General features: G+C 58.4%; 12 protein-coding genes. 5 read left to right on the top strand and 7 right to left on the bottom strand.

What is annotated here, in order from left to right; translation table 11 throughout:
* Window positions 1-163: 163 nt before the first annotated feature.
* A complete protein-coding gene (cysK, locus tag ACVWZF_RS08050; protein WP_011433569.1) occupies window positions 164-1,120 on the bottom strand; it encodes a cysteine synthase A in 957 nt (318 codons plus the stop codon).
* A gap of 522 nt (window positions 1,121-1,642) precedes the next feature.
* Between cysK and dxs the strand changes: the two genes are divergently transcribed.
* Window positions 1,643-3,589: a 1-deoxy-D-xylulose-5-phosphate synthase gene (gene dxs, locus ACVWZF_RS08045; protein WP_011433570.1), complete on the top strand. Its 1,947-nt coding sequence runs from the start codon at window positions 1,643-1,645 to the stop codon at window positions 3,587-3,589.
* Window positions 3,590-3,602: 13 nt separating this feature from the next.
* Here the strand turns inward: dxs and ACVWZF_RS08040 are convergent, their stop codons facing one another.
* The 3 genes from ACVWZF_RS08040 to fbp form a co-directional block, all read right to left on the bottom strand.
* A complete protein-coding gene (locus tag ACVWZF_RS08040) occupies window positions 3,603-4,514 on the bottom strand; it encodes a tetratricopeptide repeat protein (protein WP_457411243.1) in 912 nt (303 codons plus the stop codon).
* A gap of 96 nt (window positions 4,515-4,610) precedes the next feature.
* On the bottom strand, window positions 4,611-6,164 hold the full coding sequence (gene zwf / locus ACVWZF_RS08035; protein ID WP_011433572.1) for a glucose-6-phosphate dehydrogenase: 1,554 nt from the start codon (window positions 6,162-6,164) through the stop codon (window positions 4,611-4,613).
* 37 nt (window positions 6,165-6,201) lie between these two features.
* Window positions 6,202-7,200 (bottom strand): class 1 fructose-bisphosphatase, encoded by a 999-nt coding sequence (fbp, locus tag ACVWZF_RS08030; protein WP_011433573.1) that lies wholly within the window; start codon window positions 7,198-7,200, stop codon window positions 6,202-6,204.
* 373 nt (window positions 7,201-7,573) lie between these two features.
* Here fbp and ilvD point away from each other — a divergent pair, with 373 nt between their 5' ends.
* On the top strand, window positions 7,574-9,271 hold the full coding sequence (gene ilvD / locus ACVWZF_RS08025) for a dihydroxy-acid dehydratase (RefSeq protein ID WP_457411242.1): 1,698 nt from the start codon (window positions 7,574-7,576) through the stop codon (window positions 9,269-9,271).
* 175 nt (window positions 9,272-9,446) lie between these two features.
* Here ilvD and ACVWZF_RS08020 read toward each other — a convergent pair whose 3' ends face one another.
* From ACVWZF_RS08020 to ACVWZF_RS08010, 3 genes are all read right to left on the bottom strand, one after another.
* Complete coding sequence (locus tag ACVWZF_RS08020; protein WP_457411240.1) at window positions 9,447-11,447, bottom strand: PhoX family protein; 2,001 nt, start codon at window positions 11,445-11,447, stop codon at window positions 9,447-9,449.
* Between the two features lie 349 nt (window positions 11,448-11,796).
* On the bottom strand, window positions 11,797-13,245 hold the full coding sequence (locus tag ACVWZF_RS08015) for a DUF2079 domain-containing protein (RefSeq protein ID WP_011433576.1): 1,449 nt from the start codon (window positions 13,243-13,245) through the stop codon (window positions 11,797-11,799).
* Window positions 13,246-13,426: 181 nt separating this feature from the next.
* The gene (locus tag ACVWZF_RS08010) at window positions 13,427-14,578 is read right to left on the bottom strand and encodes an anhydro-N-acetylmuramic acid kinase (protein WP_238376748.1); all 1,152 of its coding nucleotides are present in this window, start codon (window positions 14,576-14,578) and stop codon (window positions 13,427-13,429) included.
* Between the two features lie 93 nt (window positions 14,579-14,671).
* Between ACVWZF_RS08010 and ACVWZF_RS08005 the strand changes: the two genes are divergently transcribed.
* The 3 genes from ACVWZF_RS08005 to fmt all read left to right on the top strand — a co-directional run bounded on the left by ACVWZF_RS08005 (window position 14,672) and on the right by fmt (window position 18,339).
* Window positions 14,672-16,396 carry a 4Fe-4S dicluster domain-containing protein gene (locus ACVWZF_RS08005; protein WP_011433578.1) on the top strand — a complete coding sequence of 575 codons (1,725 nt, stop codon included), beginning with the start codon at window positions 14,672-14,674 and terminating at the stop codon, window positions 16,394-16,396.
* Window positions 16,397-16,561: 165 nt separating this feature from the next.
* Entirely contained in the window at window positions 16,562-17,290 is a 729-nt protein-coding gene (locus ACVWZF_RS08000) for a hypothetical protein (RefSeq protein ID WP_011433579.1), read from the top strand.
* A gap of 80 nt (window positions 17,291-17,370) precedes the next feature.
* Window positions 17,371-18,339, top strand: a complete 969-nt coding sequence (gene fmt, locus ACVWZF_RS07995) for a methionyl-tRNA formyltransferase (RefSeq protein WP_011433580.1) — start codon at window positions 17,371-17,373, stop codon at window positions 18,337-18,339.
* Window positions 18,340-18,386: the final 47 nt, after the last annotated feature.

The following is an 18,386-nucleotide window of genomic DNA, read 5'->3' as shown; positions in this document are numbered from 1 at the left end:
GAAGTAGGGGATTCTCATGCGGACGAAGGGACTTGAACCCTTACGCCTTGCGGCACTAGATCCTAAGTCTAGCGCGTCTGCCGTTCCGCCACGTCACTCTCACCCATGCTAGCTCGCCCTCTGGGCCAGGGCGACCTGTAGGGCAGCAGTCTCAGCATCATCGTCATCTCGAATCGGAATCCCGCTCCAAGTCGCGAAAAAGAGGTGTGCTCAGGTAGCGTTCCCCAAAACTAGGCTGGATCATTACAATCCGCTTGCCAGCGTTTTCCGGTCGCCGCCCCACCTGGATGGCTCCCGCCAAGGCAGCCCCAGTGGAAATGCCGGAGAGGATCCCTTCTTCTTTGGCCAGGCGCCGGCTGTAGACCATGCTCTCTTCATCTTCCACTGGGATCACCTCATCCAGCAGGTCGCGCCGCAGCACATCAGGCACGAATCCCGCTCCGATCCCTTCAATGCGATGAAAGCCGGGCCGTCCACCACTCAAGACGGCACTGGCCTTGGGTTCAACGGCCACCAGTCGAATGGCTGGGTTTTTCCCCTTCAAAAACTCGCCCGCCCCCGTGATGGTGCCGCCGGTACCTACCCCTGCCACCAGGATATCCACTTGACCATCGGTATCTTCCCAAATTTCCGGGCCGGTGGTTCTGGCATGGATCCGGGGGTTGGCGGGATTGGTGAACTGGCCCAACATGTAAGCGTTGGGAGTGCGGCGGACGATCTCTTCAGCCTTCCAGATGGCTTCCCCCATGCCGCCGGCGCTACTGGCCAGGTGCACCTCTGCTCCGTAGGCTTTCAACAGCAGTCGCCGCTCCAGGCTCATGCTCTCAGGCATGACGATGATGAGCCGGTAACCCTTGGCAGCAGCGGCCATGGCCAGGCCAATGCCGGTATTGCCAGAGGTGGGCTCCACCAAGATGGTCTTGCCGGGGGTGATCAAACCGGCCTGTTCGGCAGCCTCGATCATGCTGACGGCAATGCGGTCTTTCACCGAAGCGGCAGGGTTAAAGCTCTCCAATTTCACCACGATCTCGGCCAGACACCCTTCCGACTGAGGGATCCGATTCAACCGCACCAGCGGGGTGCGACCGATGAGCTGGGTGATGTTGGCGGCAATTTTCATGGCTAACAAAAAGGAAGAAACCATCGCGGCAGTGGGCCCTAGCCCTTAACTCCGGAGCAACCGAGGGCCTTACGCGAGGCTAACCCTTGAATAAGCTCCTTGGCGTGCCCCTTTCAAGATCTCACTGCCCTTGGCCCAGCATTAAGGGGATCCCTGCATTCCTTGAAGTTTTGAGAGCATGACTCTAGTCAATAATAAGCTCAACTATACTGAAAATAATGTATAATATGTTCAGTACGGATTACTACCAGTTGATCTTTCTGTTTACTTTCGAGTCTGCCAACATGGTAGCCAAAGCAAAGCAGAAAATTGGTAGTAAGACGACACGGAAACTGCGCTTTGGGTATTCTACTCAAAGCTTTGCGGGATACCGCCATTCTGTTTGGAAACAAACAGAATGCTATCGCTGCATAGTTGAACAGTGATGTTCAGCAGTGTTCAGCGTAAATGTATCAGGGAGGGCTACAAAACCCCTCCTGAAAATGAATTAGAGTGAGATCACACCGGAAGGACGAGTCCATTATGCACCTGAGTGACATCACTCATCCCAACCAGCTCCGAAACCTGAACCTGAGCCAGTTGCGCAGCCTAGCCCGCCAGATTCGCGACAAACATCTGCAGACGGCTGCCAATTCCCCGGTCGGCTGTCATCTGGGGCCAGGGCTGGGGGTGGTGGAGCTGACCTTGGCCCTCTACAAGACCCTCGATCTGGATCGAGACAAGGTGATCTGGGATGTGGGGCACCAGGCTTATGCCCACAAAATGCTCACCGGCAGGTACCACAATTTCCACACATTGCGCCAGAAGGGGGGGATTTCCGGCTACCTGAAGCGCAGCGAGAGCCGCTTCGATCACTTTGGGGCGGGGCACGCTTCCACCAGCATCTCGGCAGCTTTGGGCATGGCCATCGCTCGGGATCGGCGGGGAGACAACTTCAAGGTGGTGGCCATCATTGGGGATGGTGCCCTGACCGGAGGCATGGCCTATGAAGCCATCAACCACGCCGGGCACCTGCCCAAGACCAACCTGATGGTGGTGCTCAACGACAACGGCATGTCTATTTCCCCCAATGTGGGGGCGATCCCTCGCTATTTAAACCGCCTGCGCCTCAGCCCGCCGGTGCAGTTTTTGGCCGACAGCCTAGAAGAGCAACTGAAGAACCTGCCCCTACTGGGATCCAGCCTCAGCCCAGAAATTGACCGCCTCAAGGAAACGGTGAAGCTGGTTACCGCCGTGCAAAACAACAAGGCAGGCATCATCTTTGAGGAGCTGGGCTTTACCTACGTGGGGCCGGTGGACGGGCACAACCTGGCGGAGTTGTTGGATGCCTTTGAGTTGGCCCACGGCATCTCCGGCCCGGTGCTGGTGCATGTAGCTACCGTCAAAGGCAAGGGCTACCCGCCTGCCGAAGCGGAACAGGTGGGGTATCATGCCCAATCCCGCTTCGACCTGGCCACCGGCAAGCCCTACCCGCCCACCAAGCCCAAGCCCCCCAGCTACAGCAAGGTCTTTGGCCATGCCCTCTGCAAGCTGGCCGAGCGGGATCCCCGCATCATCGGCATCACCGCCGCTATGGATACGGGCACTGGCCTGGATAAGCTCAAGGAAAAGCTGCCGGATCAGTTTGTGGATGTGGGGATCGCCGAGCAGCACGCTGTAACGTTGGCGGCTGGCATGGCCTGTGAGGGAATGCGGCCAGTGGTGGCCATTTATTCCACCTTCTTGCAGCGGGCCTACGACCAGATCATCCACGATGTCTGTATCCAAAAGTTGCCGGTCTTCTTTTGCTTGGATCGGGCGGGAGTTGTGGGAGCCGATGGCCCCACCCACCAAGGCATGTACGACATCGCCTATCTGCGCTGCATTCCGGAAATGGTGCTAATGGCTCCCAAAGATGAAGCGGAGCTACAGCGCATGGTGGTGACCGGGATCCAGTACACCCAGGGCCCCATCGCCATGCGTTACCCGCGCGGATCTGGCGTGGGGGTGCCTCTGGCAGAAGAGGGATGGGAACCCCTGCCCATCGGCAAAGCCGAGGTGTTGCGCAGCGGCGGCGAGGTGCTGATCCTGGCCTATGGGTCGATGGTGCATCCCAGCCTGCAGGCGGCGGAGATCTTGAAAGAACACGGCATCTCAGCCACGGTGGTCAATGCCCGCTTCGCCAAGCCTCTGGATACTGAGCTGATCCTGCCTTTGGCCGAACAGAGCCGCTTGGTGGTGACGGTGGAAGAAGGTTGCCTCATGGGTGGGTTTGGCTCGGCAGTGGCCGAAGCCCTGCTCGACGCCGACCTGGCAGTGCCCTTGTTGCGCTTGGGGGTGCCGGATGTGTGGGTGGAGCACGCCACCCCCGAGGAATCCTTGGCAGAACTAGGCTTGAACAGTGCCGGGATTGCCGAGCGGATTCGGGCCAAGTTTCAGGCACGAGTTCTCAAGGGATCCCCTGCAGAACTTCCCACTGTCAATTCCTAAATCTATCCTGAATCTATTCTGAGAGGCCCATCCGCCGGTTGAACTGCTCGATAGCGGCTTGCTGCAGAGCTTCTGCAACAGGGCGGGTGCGCAGGAGGATCTGCACATCTCGCAGCAGGTTTTCTCGCCACAGGTTCTCCCGCAACACCTGCAGGCGGGCATAGTTGGGATCCAAGCGCATGGCCTTTGCCCCCAGTTCCTCAGCTCGTTCGGTTTCTCCCCGAATGTAGAGGGCAGTCGCCAGGGCCAAATAGGGCTCTGCTACGGCATTGTTCATCTCTATCGTGCGTTCCCAGCGATCGATGGCGGCGTCGAGATCCCCCTGCTCATAGTCCACCAAGCCAATGTTGTTCATGGCCGGCCAATAGGCGGAATCCAACTCCAAGGTCTTCTCATATTCCTGCCGGGCCGCATCCCACCGATCCAGCATGAGGTAGGCATTGCCCAGTTGGAAGCGGGCATTGGGGTTATCCGGTTGCAGGGCCACAGCTCGTTCCAGGGTTTCAGCAGCGGCAAAGTAGCTGCCCTGCCGCAAATAAGCCGATCCCAGCGAGTAGAGGACATCCCCATCTTGAGGAGATAGGGCGCGGGCCTTTTGCAACGAGGCAATCGCCTGCTCCAAGTCCCCCAGTTCTAGGTGTACGTTGCCCAAAACGTAGAGTAGCTCTGAGGAGTTGGGCACCATGGACACGGCCAGTTGCAGGCGGCGCAGCGCTTCTTCCGTCTGGCCAAACTGGGCTAACCGCAGCGAGTCGGTGGCCAGTTGCAGCGCTTGGGCCTGCATCAAGCCCCCATTGGGCAGAGGGACGTGCAGCAACACCTGGGCCTGGGCAGAGCTCCACCCTCCCATCCCCAACACAACTGCCAGGCCCACCGACAAGGCTCGCCAGGGCCGGACGGATAACCGGAACAACAGTGGCGGCATGATACCCACGCAATAAACAGGCCATGCCCATGTTAGCTGCAACAGCCGGGGATCCCTACTTCTCAGTGTTCTCCTCTGCAACTGCCATCGGCCAAATCAGAGGCGCCGCCACCGCCGCCCCGATTGGGTGAGCAGATCTTCGGCAGCCTTTGGCCCCCAAGTGCCGGCCTCATAGGTGAACAGAGGCGGTGCAGCACCGCCGCCATTGCCGCTGCCGGGCTCAGACTCCCAGGCCGATAACACCGGCGTCACCACCCGCCAGGCCGCTTCAACCTCATCGGCACGGGTAAACAGCGTTGGATCCCCCAGCAGACAATCCAGGAGCAGGCGATCGTAAGCATCCGGTGTACTCGCTCCAAAGGCAGTCCCATAGCGGAAATCCATATCCACCGAGCGGGTGCGGATCTCTGGCCCCGGCATCTTGGCCTCAAAGCGCAACGAGATGCCCTCATTGGGTTGGATGCGCAGTACCAGGATGTTGGGACTCACCTCCCGAGCTGCCGATTGGAACAGGGAAAGGGGCACCTGCTTAAAGTGAATGGCCACCTCCGAAACCTTCTTGGGCAGGCGTTTCCCAGTGCGCAAGTAGAAGGGCACCCCCTTCCACCGCCAAGTATCACACTCCAGTTTCAGAGCGACGTAGGTGGGGGTTTTGGACTGGGGATTGACATTGGGCTCCTGCCGATAGCCCAGCACCGGCTTGCCGGCAATCCAGCCAGGGCCGTACTGCGCCCGCACCGCTGCGGCTGCCACATTGCGGGGATCCGCTAGGCGGGTGGCCTGCAGCACCTTGGTCTTTTCGTTGCGCACCCCATCGCTGCGCAGTGAGACAGGTGGCTCCATGGCCGTCAGGCAATAGATCTGCATTAGGTGGTTTTGCACCATGTCTCGCAGGGCGCCGGCAGTGTCGTAGTAGCCGGCCCGATCCTCCACCCCCACCGTCTCCGCCACGGTGATCTGCACATGGTCGATGTAGTTGCGGTTCCAGAGAGGCTCAAAAATGGCGTTGGCAAAGCGGAAGACCAGCAGGTTTTGCACCGTCTCTTTGCCCAAGTAGTGATCAATGCGGTAGATCTGCTCTTCCTGGCAAATTCGCTGCACAAGGCGGTTGAGTTCCTGGGCCGAGGTGAGGTCGTGGCCAAAGGGCTTTTCGATCACCACCCGCGTTTTGGTCGGATCGGCCACCATGCCAGCTGCCCCCAGCTGTTGGATGGCCTGGGCATAGAAGTCCGGCGCCACCGCCAGATAGAACACTCGGTTGCCGCGGGTGCCCCGCTCTTCGTCCAGCTGGCTGAGCAGCTGCTTTAGGCGCAGATAGCTCTCAGCATCTCCGATATCGAGGCGGCAATAGAACAGGCGGCTGGCGAAGTCCTGCCAGAGGGCCTCCGGCCCCAAGTCCTGGGGGGCAAACTCCTGCACGGCAGCCCGCATCTTTTCCCGATAAACCTCGTGAGTCCAATCGCGGCGGGCCACCCCCACCAAAGTAAACTCCGGCGGCAGCCGCCGCTGCCCAAACAGCCGATAGTAGGCCGGGAGCAGCTTGCGGGCGGCCAGATCCCCAGAAGCGCCAAACTGCACCACAATGCAGGGATCCGGGGTGCGTTCTTGGTTGAGACCAACGCGAAGGGGGTTTTCTGCCAGGGTTACCATAGGCCAGCTTGGCTCAAAGAGAAGGATTGGGAAGAACCTAGGGCACCAGAGAACCCTCTAGGCAGCGCAGCACTTCTTCCACGTTCTCGCGGCTGCCGATGATAAGGGGCACCCGTTGGTGGAGAGATTGGGGGACGATGTCTAGGATGGCCTCGGTGCCAGTGGTGGCCGCCCCGCCCGCCTGCTCGGCCAGAAAAGCCAGGGGGTTGGCCTCGTACATCAGGCGCAGCTTGCCCTCCGGTTTTTTCTGGGTGCCGGGATAGAGGTAAACTCCGCCCTGCAGGAGAATGCGGTGAAAATCCGCCACCAGAGCGCCGCTGTAACGGGAGATGTAGCCATCGCGGCGGTGAACATACCGGACATAGTTCTGGATCCCTTCGCTCCACTGGCAAAAATAGCCCTCGTTGAGGCTGTAGACGGAGCCGCGTTCAGGAATGCGGATGTCGCTGCGGGAGAGGATAAATTCCCCCAAGCTGGGATCCAACGTAAAACCGTGTACCCCCTTGCCGACGGAATAGACCAATTGGGTGCTGGGGCCGTAGAGAATATATCCTGCAGCCAGTTGGCGACGGCCCGGTTGCAGCAGGTCTTGGTTGTCCGCTTCCGGGCGATCCTCAAGAGGGTGAAGGACGGAGAAGATAGAGCCGACGCTGAGGTTGGCGTCAATGTTGGAGGATCCATCCAGGGGATCGATCATCAGGGCCAGGCGGCTGAGGGAGCAGTTTTCCGGCAGGCGAGCCGGGGTTTTCATCTCTTCCGAGACCAGCCGACACACCAGGCCCGTTTGCTCCAAAGCGCGAATGAAGGCCCGGTTGGCATAGTCATCCATCTGTTGCTGTTCTTCCCCTTGGACATTGAGGCTGCCGGTAACCCCCAGCGCCCCTTCGATCAGTCCTGCCTGACTCAGCCGCCGGGCGATCATCTTGCCGGCCAGGGCAATGCGGTTCATCAGGGCGCTGAAGTCTTGGGCCTCTGCCGTAAAACTGCCAAACTGCTGTAAAACATGACGGGAGAGGGTGAGCACATCCCGCAACATCTCCCGTGAGGACTCCGTCCCGCTAACGCGGTCGGCACTGCTGGGCACTGCAGGCGAGGGGAGAGGAGAGCTGAGAACCATACGAGGCTTCGCCAACACGAAAGAAAAACACCCATACAAGGGATCCCCGACCCCTGCGTCTTGACCCGGAGTGCAAGGACTCGGTCTTGCCAGGGCGATTGGAACCTGGGATCCCTTCTATTAGGTAGGCTGGCCGATCCTCGGCGCAGGTGCAGACAACTTACAGAGTTGCTTCAGATTTGGTTTGGATCCCTCTTTCCGGGAAAGCTCATGTTCCCCCGAAGAAACGCGGTAGGATGAGTTCTACCCCTTTTCTCCTCTCCCTACTTCGTCCCGGTTTCCTCTTGCAATGATGGCCAATTCCCCTTTCCCGCTGCGCAGCCAAGTGGTTACCCAGGGAGTACAGCGCTCCCCCAACCGCGCCATGCTCAGGGCCGTAGGCTTTCGCGACGAAGACTTCGGCAAGCCCATTGTCGGCATTGCCAACGCCCACAGCACCCTCACCCCCTGCAACATGGGGATCCAAACTCTGGCGGAGCGGGCGGAGGCGGCTCTGAAGGCAGCGGGCTGTATGCCCCAGGTGTTCGGCACCATCACCATTAGCGACGGCATCTCGATGGGCACGGAGGGGATGAAATACTCCCTGGTGTCGCGGGAAGTGATTGCCGATTCCATCGAGACAGTGGTCAACGGCCAGAGCATGGATGGCCTCTTGGCCATCGGCGGCTGCGACAAGAACATGCCGGGGGCGATGATCGCCATGGCCCGCCTCAATGTACCCTCGATCTTCGTCTACGGCGGCACCATCAAGCCGGGTCACTACAATGGCCGCGACCTCACCATCGTCAGCGCCTTTGAAGCGGTGGGGGAGTTCAGTGCCGGGCGCATCTCCGAGGAAGAGCTGCTGGCGGTGGAGCGCCACGCCTGTCCTGGTGCGGGATCCTGCGGCGGCATGTACACGGCCAACACCATGTCCAGCGCGTTTGAGGCTATGGGGATGAGTCTGCCCTACTCCTCCACCATGGCTGCAGAAGACGAAGAGAAAGCCGAAAGTGCCGCCCAATCGGCCAAGGTCTTGGCAGAGGCCATCAAAGCCAACCTCCGCCCCCGCGACATCATCACCCGTAAAAGCATTGAAAATGCCATCTCGGTGATCATGGCTGTAGGGGGATCCACCAACGCCGTGCTCCACTTTCTGGCCATTGCCCATGCGGCAGAAGTGCCCCTGACGCTAGATGATTTCGAGACCATTCGTGCTCGCGTGCCTGTCCTCTGCGATCTCAAGCCTTCAGGGCGGTTTGTGGCCACCGACCTGCACCGGGCTGGCGGGATCCCCCAGGTGATGAAAATGCTGCTCAACCACGGCCTGCTGCACGGGGACTGCCTCACCATCTCCGGCCAGACCATCGTCGAAGTCCTGCGGGATGTGCCGGACGAGCCTAGCCCGGATCAGGAGGTGATCCGCCCTTGGCACAGCCCCCTGTATCCCCAAGGGCATCTGGCCATCCTCAAGGGGAATCTGGCTCCCGAAGGAGCAGTAGCCAAGATTACCGGCGTCAAGAACCCGAAAATTACCGGGCCGGCGCGGGTCTTCGATTCAGAGGAGTCCTGCCTGCAGGCCATCCTCTCCGGCCAGATCCGAGCAGGGGATGTGGTGGTGATCCGCTACGAAGGCCCCAAAGGTGGCCCCGGCATGCGGGAGATGCTCTCGCCCACTTCGGCCATCATCGGCGCCGGCTTGGGGGATAGCGTTGGCCTGATCACCGATGGCCGCTTCTCCGGCGGCACCTACGGCATGGTAGTGGGCCATGTGGCTCCCGAAGCCTATGTGGGGGGCACGATTGCCCTGGTGGAGGAAGGGGATCTCATCACCATTGATGCCCCGGCTCGCCAGTTGCACTTGCATGTGAGCGAAGAAGAGCTGGCCCGCCGCCGCGCCCGCTGGTCTCCTCCTGAGCCTCGCTACAAACGGGGCACCCTAGCCAAGTACGCCAAGCTGGTCTCCAGCAGCAGCTTGGGAGCAGTGACGGATTTGAACCTGTGGGATTAATTTCCCTCACCCCCGGCTCGTCTCCCAGAGGGAGAATTGGTACTTGAGAGATAGCTCCAGATTCCTGACCCTGCAGGGATCAGCCTTGCTGGGTTAAGTGCAAGAAAGCGGCAGAGATGAAGGATCCCTGCCGCCTGATTGCGTGATGCGGTTGATAATGAGGATTCAGCGCCGATTAAGTGCCGATGATCCCGCCGTCATTTTTGGTGATCACCACCACCGCCGAGCGGGGGTAGAGATTGGGGTCGTAGTCTGGCCAGCGGGAATCGACCTTGCCGGCAGCAAAGTCGTCCTCGCTGGTGCTGGCGCCTGGGTGCTGCACGTTGATGAACATGGTGCGCTGATCGGGAGTGGTGACCACACCGGTGATCTCCTGCCCAATCGGCCCGGTTAAAAAGCGGCGAATTTCCCCTGTATCCGGATCGGCAGCCAACATTTGGTTGTTGCCAAAAGGCGCAAACTCCTCTTTGTTGAGATTGCTGTCGCTGGTGTCGGTCTGGATCCAGAGGCGACGGCTGGCATCGAACCACAGACCATCGGGAGAGTTGAAGATGTTGTCTTCATTGAGGGGCTGGCCCGATAGCTTGCGGCTATCTTCCGGCGGCCCGGCCAAGACAAAGAGATCCCACTCGAAACGGGTGGCTTGAGGCCGGTCGTTGGCTTCCTTCCAACGGATGATGTGACCCCACTTGTTTTTGGGACGGGGGTTGGCAGCGTTCACCTGGTCTTGTTCCCGACGGCTGTTGTTGGTCAGGGTGAAGTAGACCATGCGGGTTTGCGGATCCACCGCTCCCCACTCAGGCCGGTCCATTTTAGTAGCACCGACAAAATCCGCCGCCGTGCGGGTGTTCACCAACACATCTGCTTGGCTGGTGAAGCCGTTTTCCGGGGTTAGACCGTTTTTCCCAAACACCAGCGGCAGCCACTCCCCTGTGCCATCTTCGTTGAACTTGGCCACATACAGGGTGCCATTGTCCAACAGATGTCCGCCCGCCGTTTCCTTGCGGTAGGGCTCGGCAGAGACGTACTTGTAGATGTACTCAAAGCGGGCATCGTCCCCCATGTAGGCCACAATCGGCTGGCCTTCCACCGGCGGCTGGAACACCACGCCCTCGTGGGCAAAGCGGCCCAGAGCCGTGCGCTTCTTGGGCGTGCTGCTGGGATCAAAGGGATCGATCTCCACCACCCAGCCAAAAGTGTTGGGCTCATTGCGGTAGTCTTGGGTGGCATCCGCAGCGGTGGGGGTGGCATTGAAGCGGATGAACTCGTCCGCCTTGTTGCTGGCCAGCTCCCAGCCGTAGCGGGAAGTCTCGGTGCTTACGCCGTAGCGCTTGTGCTCCCGGGGCAGGTTGGGCTTTTGGTCGGGGCCTTTGCTGGTGTTGCTGAAGTAGCCAGCCCAGTTCTCCTCACAGGTGAGGTAGGTATTCCAGGGAGTGACGCCGTGGGCGCAGTTGTTCAAAGTACCCCGGGTCATTGTGCCTTCAGGGCTGAACTTGGTTTTCACGAAGTCGGATCCCCGCACTGGCCCTTGGATCTCCATGAGGGTAAGACCGGTGATGCGGCGGTTGAGGCGATCCCGCACCACTTCCCAACTGCCGTCTCCCTGCTGCTTGATGTGGACAATGCTCACCCCGTGGCCATTCAGCTCTTTCAGCACCTGGTCGGGATCGCGGCTGCCGTCAGGATTGGTGGGATACAAGTCGGAATCCAGCTTTTGGCCCACAGCCGCAGCATGCATAAACCGAGGCTCGACGTACTCGTGGTTAAACACCAGCAAACCCTCGGTGGAGCTGCCCTGCCAGGGATCCTTCCCTTCGATGGGGAAGAAGTGCATGCCATCGTGGTGGCTGCCCACCTGCATTCCCTGCTCGGCACCGGTGTTTTCCAGCTTGAACTGTGGATAGGTGCCGGTGATGGGAGTACCCCAAGCCAGCAGCGGACGGGCAGTGTAGCCTTCGGGCACCACCAGTTTGTCTTCCGCGCTCACAGGAATTGCCTTGAAGCCCAGCAAAGCACTGCCACTGGCGGCTTTTGCCGATTTGGAAGCACCGTTCAGCGCAGGCAAGCCAAAAAAGGTGGCCACCGCCGCAGCAATTCCCCCCTGCAACACTTGACGCCGCTGCAAACGGCTCTCCAGGATGCTGCTGAAAGTGGGGTTGGGAGAGTGGTTACACATAGGCTCGTCTCCAGGACGAAGCTTAGGGCCATGCGAATGGATACTCACGTTGACTTCTCCTCTTGTCTTGACAAGTTTTGTTTAGAAACTTGGCGAGTCTTATAAAACAGCACCTAACCCCTGCGCTACTCTATTCGCGCATGAGGATAGGCACTACAGAGTTAGTGGCTTGAAGTTAAGAGAAGACTAAGCTCAGATTAAGCCTTGCAAGTGTAAACAATTTCTTTAGATTGAAGCAGCAGTTTCTTAATCATTTGTTGCAACGAGAAGAAGACTTGGTTTAAGTCAATTAGATCAAGTGCCAATAAAGTAGTCTGCAGTCCTTAGAATTGCGATTCTTATGCGATTCTTAGAGGTCTTTTCGTAACCTAGAGAACAAATACACCCCATCTTGGTGGTACAGAAGCTGGAATTGAGTTTCCTTCTGTAAAGCTTCAATCAGGACACGGGAGAACTCTGGAGTGCTGCGCCACCCCGGATGACGGGTGTTGAGCAACACATAATCAAAGGGATCCCACTGAGAGGGCGGGGATCCATTGAAGCGGCCCTCGTCTGTAAAGTAGATTACAGGTCGCTGGGTGAGGTGAGGGCTGATCTCGTGGGTGGTGAGGACGCCCCCTTGGGTGGTGATCTGGGCAAGAGCCTGTCGGGTTGCCTGCCAAGTGTCCAGGGAGCTGAGATAAATCGAGCCGAAAAAGGTGTATTTCCCCAAGGCCAAAAAGGCCAGCGAAGACCAGATCAGGGGCAGTTTTCCATCTTTTATAAAATGGCTCTGCAAGGGATGGTTTTTCACATTCTCGATGACGGCCAAGAACAAGAAAGGAACGATAGGCAAAGCGTATTGATGTACCAGATCCCGATAGGCGGGGTTGCTGGAGAGTATATTCAAACCCAGGGTAGGCAGGGCAGGGATCCAGGGATCCCAATGCCGCCAAGAGAGACCCCAAGCCAAAGGCACGACCAACAAAACTCCATAAAGCAGGGTGTCCAGGGAGAAGACTTTGCTCAAAACCAGCATCGGTCTCAAGATTAAACCTTGAACAATTTCCGCAACAGAATTCCCTAGATAGTCGTAATGAGAAACGGCTGCCGGCTCGCTGCCGCTGAAGTGAGGAATGACCCCAAAAGTGGCTATCCCAAACCAAGCTGATCCTGCCGCAATTGCCGTCCAGCCGCCCACTTGGCAGCGCTGTTGCCAGCGTTCTTGAATTCGTCCTTTTTCCCAAAACAACAGCCAGACTCCCAGAGCAACAACATTGAGAGATAACACCGCCTTACAGCCAAGAATGCCGCTCAAACAGAGAAGGAACCCCCTCAATTTTCCAGAGCGAATGCAGAGCACAGCCGCCAAGAAAAGGGGAACGGCCAAAACCTCTGGATGAAAATCAAAAAGGTTGGCGTTAAAAATGGCCGGATAGAGAAGATAGGCTGTGGCAATCACCATCACTTGGCTGGGATCGACCTTGGCCTGAAGTGCAAGGTGATAAATAGCCAATGCTCCCAAGGTTAACGCCAGGGATTGGAGCCCAAACAGCCAATAGACCGAGGGGACAATGCGGTACAAAAAGCTGATGGGATAGAGAATAAAGGCTGCGTGGTCTCCCAAGATGTGGATCCCTCGAATGGTCGAAAACGGGACCTCTCCCCGACTGATTAGATAGATGGATTGGTCGAAGATGCCAAGATCATATCCTCCAGACTGAAACAGGTGATGCCGGACAACACTACAGCCAAAGAGAATGAAGAAATTAAAAATCATGATTGCCAGCAGAAGTGGAGGCAGAGGACGATCCTTCATAAGAACTAGGGCTTTTGATTTATAGATTTTGGCAAGGTAACTTTATCGCTTTTCTCAGCCTTGCGTGACATCCTAGCGAGATCTGGATTCGGCAGAGGCTCCGCCGCAATTCTGGACATTTCTCTTTCCTCGGGAGTAAGAGGAATGGCTCAAGCTTGTTGGAGATAACGATACAGATGAGTTAGGACTGGTTACGACAAGAGGGTGTGATTTGGCCCAAGATGGCAGCATGTCTTGCCCCAGTTGCTTCCGGTAAATTGTTGGTCTTACCTTGCCAGGTTTTATAGGCCAATACCGCGAAGGCAAGGGCCTCTTTGGCCTTAGAAGGGATCCCCACTTGGTCGGAAGTCAACAGGGTTGTGGTCGGCAGTTGTTCCTGCAGCAGTCGCATAAGGACAGGGTTTTGGGTGCCGCCACCGCTGAGGATAACTTGATCTGGGGTCGCGGGCAAAAAGTCCCTATAGGCTTGGGCAATGGAGCAGGCTGTGAACCCCGTGAGGGTGGCAATACAGTCGTGAGCGGATATAAATTGGGTCCAAATTTGCTCCAAATAAAGGGATCCAAAATACTCCCGACCAGTGGTTTTGGGCGGTGCCTTTTGAAAATAGGGATCCCGCATCCATTCTGTAATTTTTTCCCAGTGGATCTGGCCTTGGGCAGCCCATTTTCCGTCGCGATCAAAGGCTTGATGTCCCTGACTGGCCCGCATCACCGCCAAATCAATCAAAACATTGCCGGGGCCGGTGTCGAAAGCCAAGGGGGATCCCCCACTGTAGAGGCTGGGGAGATAGGTGAGGTTGGCAATGCCGCCGATGTTTTGGGCCACACGATGAAGGTGGGGATGCCTCAACAGCAGCCAATCCACAAAAGCTACCAAAGGTGCGCCTTGACCTCCTGCCGCCATGTCCCGCGCCCGAAAATTGCTCACCACCGGGATCCCGGTCAGCTCGGCAATAACTGCAGCTTCACCGATTTGCAAAGTCGAAGCTTCTGGCCCACTGGGGTTATGCCAAAGGGTTTGACCATGGCTGCCGATGAGATCGATCTGTTGGGGGGTAAGATGGGCCGCCTGGATCCCTTGCAAGGCCGCTGCCGCAAAAGCTCGACCCAAGCGAAAGTTCAAGGTGCAGATGTGATCTACCGTGCCGGTTTTGGGATCCGCAGCCCGCAAAATCTCCGCCCGCAGCGTTGGGGAATAGGGGATCGTCTGGAAATGCATTAACTCCCACTGTAGGGAATCGTCGCCCTCGATGCGGACGATGGCTACATCGATCCCGTCTACCGAAGTGCCCGACATTAGGCCGACGACGATCATCTTGCTGGGGGCTCGCACCAGAGGCTTGAGAAGGTCTAAAGTTTTGCCCTCTTTCTCCCCTCCCCTTTTTAGGATACAGGCAGGGTATCCAGAGCTACCGTGTGGGGGACTATGAGTGAAGCCATCCGCTACGACCTTCTTTTGGTGGGGGGAAGCTCCTCCAACTTGATCTTGGCCCACCGCCTTTTGGATCTGGCCAAGCTCTCTGGGCTGAAAATCTCTATTGCCATTTTGGAAAAAGCCCGCCAATTCGGCGGTCACATCGTCAGTGGCGCCATCTGCAACCTCCAAGTGATCGCCAAGCTCTTCCCCGATTTTGAAAGCCAAGGATTTCCCCACGAAGGCCGGGTGGAAGCCAATCACTTGAGCGTGTTGGGATCCCAACAGCGCTGGGATCTGCCGGAAGCGGTGATCCCGCCGGGATTTCGCAAGCAGGGACAGTTCATTCTCACCCTCAGCCACGTCATCCGTTGGCTGGCCGAAACCCTGCAGGAAAAAGCCAAAGGGATCCCAAATGTTACCCTCGATGTGTTCCCCGGCTTTGCCGCCCATGAAATCCTCTACGAGGGGGAGCGGGTGATCGGGGTACGGGCAAGCGATTCTGGCCAAGTGTACGAAGATTGCATCTTTGCCGAACTCACCTGCTTTGGCGACAAAGGCTTCATTTCCAAAGATCTCATCGAGAAGTTTCAACTGCGCCCCAACCCGCAATTGTGGTCGGTGGGGGTCAAAGAGGTGTGGCAGATCCCCCAGTCCCTGCAGGGGCAGGTGTGGCATACCTTGGGCTACCCGGTTTTGGATGGTAGCTTCAGCGGCGGCTTCGTCTATGGCCTTAAGGAAAACCGCCTGGCTTTGGGTCTGATCATCGGCCTCGACAGCAAAAACCCCAACCTCAACCCCCAGCAACGTCTGCAGGAGTTCAAGGCTCACCCCTGGATCCAGTCCCTAATTGCTGGCGGCAGGTTGCTCAAGTACGGGGCTGCCGTGATTCCCGAAGGGGGCTACCACAGCCTGCCCACCCGGTTTGGCGTTGAGGGAGCCCTGCTGTTGGGGGATGCGCTGGGGGTGTTGGATGTGGGCAGCTTGGCCGGGGTGGATAATGCCATGGAAACCGGCTATCTGGCGGCGGGCCTCATTCACGATGGCTTCTTGAAAGGGGATCTGCGCATCCAAGCCGACTATCAAAAGGCGGTGATGGAAAGTGCAGTGGGGCAAAACCTCTACCGCAGTCGCTATTTCCGCGAGGCTTTTTTGGAAAACTCCCGCCTGCTGGAAGAATACTTACCTCAGGTGTGCCGCAGCGTCGATGCCGGCCACCCCTGGCTGGGATCCCTGCGCTGGGGCCTGCAGGATCCCGTTCGCCGCGGACGAGAAACTCTGCGCGCCTACACCCTGCTCACCGGGCGGGTCAGCCCCAGCGAGCCACCCCCGCGCAGCTATGTGGCCCCCCACGCTGCCATTCAAGCGGATTTTGTGGCCCCCACAACCTTGGCTCCCCAGGAATTGGCCTCTCGACCGGGCTATTTCTCGCGGCCCGATGCGGTTTTTTTCGCGGATCCCCGCTACCCCGAGGGTAACCGTCACATCCTGGAGTTCGACGCCGAAACCTGCCGCCGGTGCATCGCCACCTACGACAAGCTGAATCGCCCCACCCCCTGCGTTGCCGACTGCACAGCAGAGGTACACCACATCCGCGACCAAAATGGCATCCGCTCCCATGCCATGTCTTTGGAAAACTGCATCCAGTGCCGCACCTGCGAGATCATCTGTCCCCACTTAAACTTGCGGGTCAACCCCAGCTACGAGGGATCCGGGCCGGATTTCTATGGGCTGTAGCCGTTGCTGAGGTTAACTCAGTTCGCTGCAGCTCGCCTGATCCTGGGGATCTAGCAATTATCCAAAGCAGAATGGATCTGGCCATCTTGGCCGGCGATCCCAGGGATCCAAGCAACCTTGGAAATTGGCTAGGTTGGGTTAGGGCTTGTTGGAGATCTTTTGTCGGTGAGCGATTCTTTGGATGTCCAGGCTCCTCTGCCCGCCATTTTGGCCGATCTGCAAAAAGCCCTGGGATCCCTGGGGTTGGGTTATCTCCAGGTACAAGCGCGGCTTTCCGGCCACCGCCTGTTGCTGCGTCTAGAAGGGGATCCCCTGCCTGAGCCGGATGCTTTGCTGGGGAGCCTCTCGCCGGCCTTGGAGCAAATGGCGCTGACCCACAGGCAGCGTCAGGTGGAGCTGTTTGGCTTTCTGGCCAATGAAGGGATCCCGGAATGGCACTGCGAGTGGCGCTACCAGCCCCAGCCCAACCCCAACAGCCCTCTGTATCGCGCTCAGCGGGGGGATGAGGTGGCCATCCAGCAGGTGTTCAATTACCTGTTGCGTCCGGAAGGGATCCAAGCACGGGTTCATTTCCATCCCAAACTGGGCCTCCTGCAGGTGAACTTGCAGGCGGCAGAAGCCCCGGATCCGGATTGGGCTAGGGATTTTCTGCGGCGAGCCTTGACCCGTCTGGAATGGACTTTCTTGCAAAGGCTGCGGCTTTCCGGGCAAAAACTGGGCTCCTTTTTCCCGGCCTGGAGCCAGGAGTTCGATCTCAAACAGCCCGCCTTTTGGCAGTCCCCGCAGGTGCCCTTGACCGGGCGATCCCCCATCTCAGAGAGAGAAATCTCTCCGCTGGATAAGCCGCCACCCCCTTCTCCTGCCTCCCAGACTGAATCTCCGGGTGTCAGTTGACGGAGGAGATAGTAAGTAGCCGAGCGTTTGCAGCCGCTGGCTGAGCGTATTCTGAAGGACAGTGCTCGTTGGGGTTGGCCATGCGGGTTGTTTTTTTCGGCACGCCAGAGTTTGCCCTGCCTTCGCTGCAGATCCTGTTGCAGCCGCAGTCCCCCTTTGAAGTGGTGGGATTGGTCTGCCAGCCGGATCGGCCCCAGGGACGGGGACAAAAGGTGCTTCCCCCCCCTACCAAGGTTCTCGCCCAGGCCCACGGGATCCCGGTGTGGCAGCCTGTCCGCCTGCGGCGGGATCCCCAAGTGCTGGCGGCTCTGGAGGCGCTGGCTGCCGATGTGTTTGTGGTGGTGGCCTACGGCCAGATCTTGCCCCTGACGGTGTTGCAGATGCCCAAGCTGGGCTGTGTGAATGTGCATGGATCCCTCCTGCCCGCCTATCGTGGCGCTGCCCCCATCCAGTGGGCTATTGCCAACGGCGAAACCGAGACCGGCGTAACCACGATGCTCATGGATGAGGGAATGGATACGGGGGCCATCCTGCTCCAGGCCAAGCTACCCATTGGGCCAGAGCAAACCAGCCTAGAATTGGCACCCCAACTGGCTCAACTGGGGGCAGAACTCTTGGTGGAAACGCTCTTGAAATTGGAGAAAGGGGAACTCACCCCTATTCCTCAGGATGGATCCCGGGCAACCTACGCCCCTCTGCTCAAAAAACAAGACTTTCACCTCGACTGGCAGCGCCCTGCCCAGGCCTTGCACAACCAAATCCGCGCCTTTTCCCCCAACTGTTTCACCGGTATAGAGGGACAGCGGATAAAGATTGTCCGCTCCGCCTCTCCCCAACTGCACTCGCCACCCCCTGAAATCCCCCAGGGCAGTCCCGGAGAAGTGGTGGGGTTGGCCAGAGGAGAAGGGATCTACGTAGCCACAGGAGAGGGATCCCTGTTGATCCGGCGGGCGCAACTGCCTGGCAAAAAAGAACAGTCCGCTTGGGACCTGGTCAATGGCGGCCAGCTCAAGGTGGGGATGCGCTTTGAGCCGCTGCCCAATTCTTGAGAGCCCACACACAGGGATCCCTTGGGCGTGGTCAACCCAAAGACGGC

The sequence above is a fragment of the Thermostichus sp. OS-CIW-30 genome (genome assembly GCF_054060215.1).
Note: the sequence above shows the minus strand (reverse complement) of the source record. Positions and strands in the feature narration are given on the sequence as shown.

Coding starts and splice junctions, on each gene's coding strand:
- cysK (WP_011433569.1), bottom strand. CDS start 1,120: ATGAAAATTGCCGCCAACATCACCCAGCTCATCGGTCGCACCCCGCTG.
- dxs (WP_011433570.1), top strand. CDS start 1,643: ATGCACCTGAGTGACATCACTCATCCCAACCAGCTCCGAAACCTGAAC.
- ACVWZF_RS08040 (WP_457411243.1), bottom strand. CDS start 4,514: ATGCCGCCACTGTTGTTCCGGTTATCCGTCCGGCCCTGGCGAGCCTTG.
- zwf (WP_011433572.1), bottom strand. CDS start 6,164: ATGGTAACCCTGGCAGAAAACCCCCTTCGCGTTGGTCTCAACCAAGAA.
- fbp (WP_011433573.1), bottom strand. CDS start 7,200: ATGTTGCGGGATGTGCTCACCCTCTCCCGTCATGTTTTACAGCAGTTT.
- ilvD (WP_457411242.1), top strand. CDS start 7,574: ATGGCCAATTCCCCTTTCCCGCTGCGCAGCCAAGTGGTTACCCAGGGA.
- ACVWZF_RS08020 (WP_457411240.1), bottom strand. CDS start 11,447: ATGTGTAACCACTCTCCCAACCCCACTTTCAGCAGCATCCTGGAGAGC.
- ACVWZF_RS08015 (WP_011433576.1), bottom strand. CDS start 13,245: ATGAAGGATCGTCCTCTGCCTCCACTTCTGCTGGCAATCATGATTTTT.
- ACVWZF_RS08005 (WP_011433578.1), top strand. CDS start 14,672: ATGAGTGAAGCCATCCGCTACGACCTTCTTTTGGTGGGGGGAAGCTCC.
- fmt (WP_011433580.1), top strand. CDS start 17,371: ATGCGGGTTGTTTTTTTCGGCACGCCAGAGTTTGCCCTGCCTTCGCTG.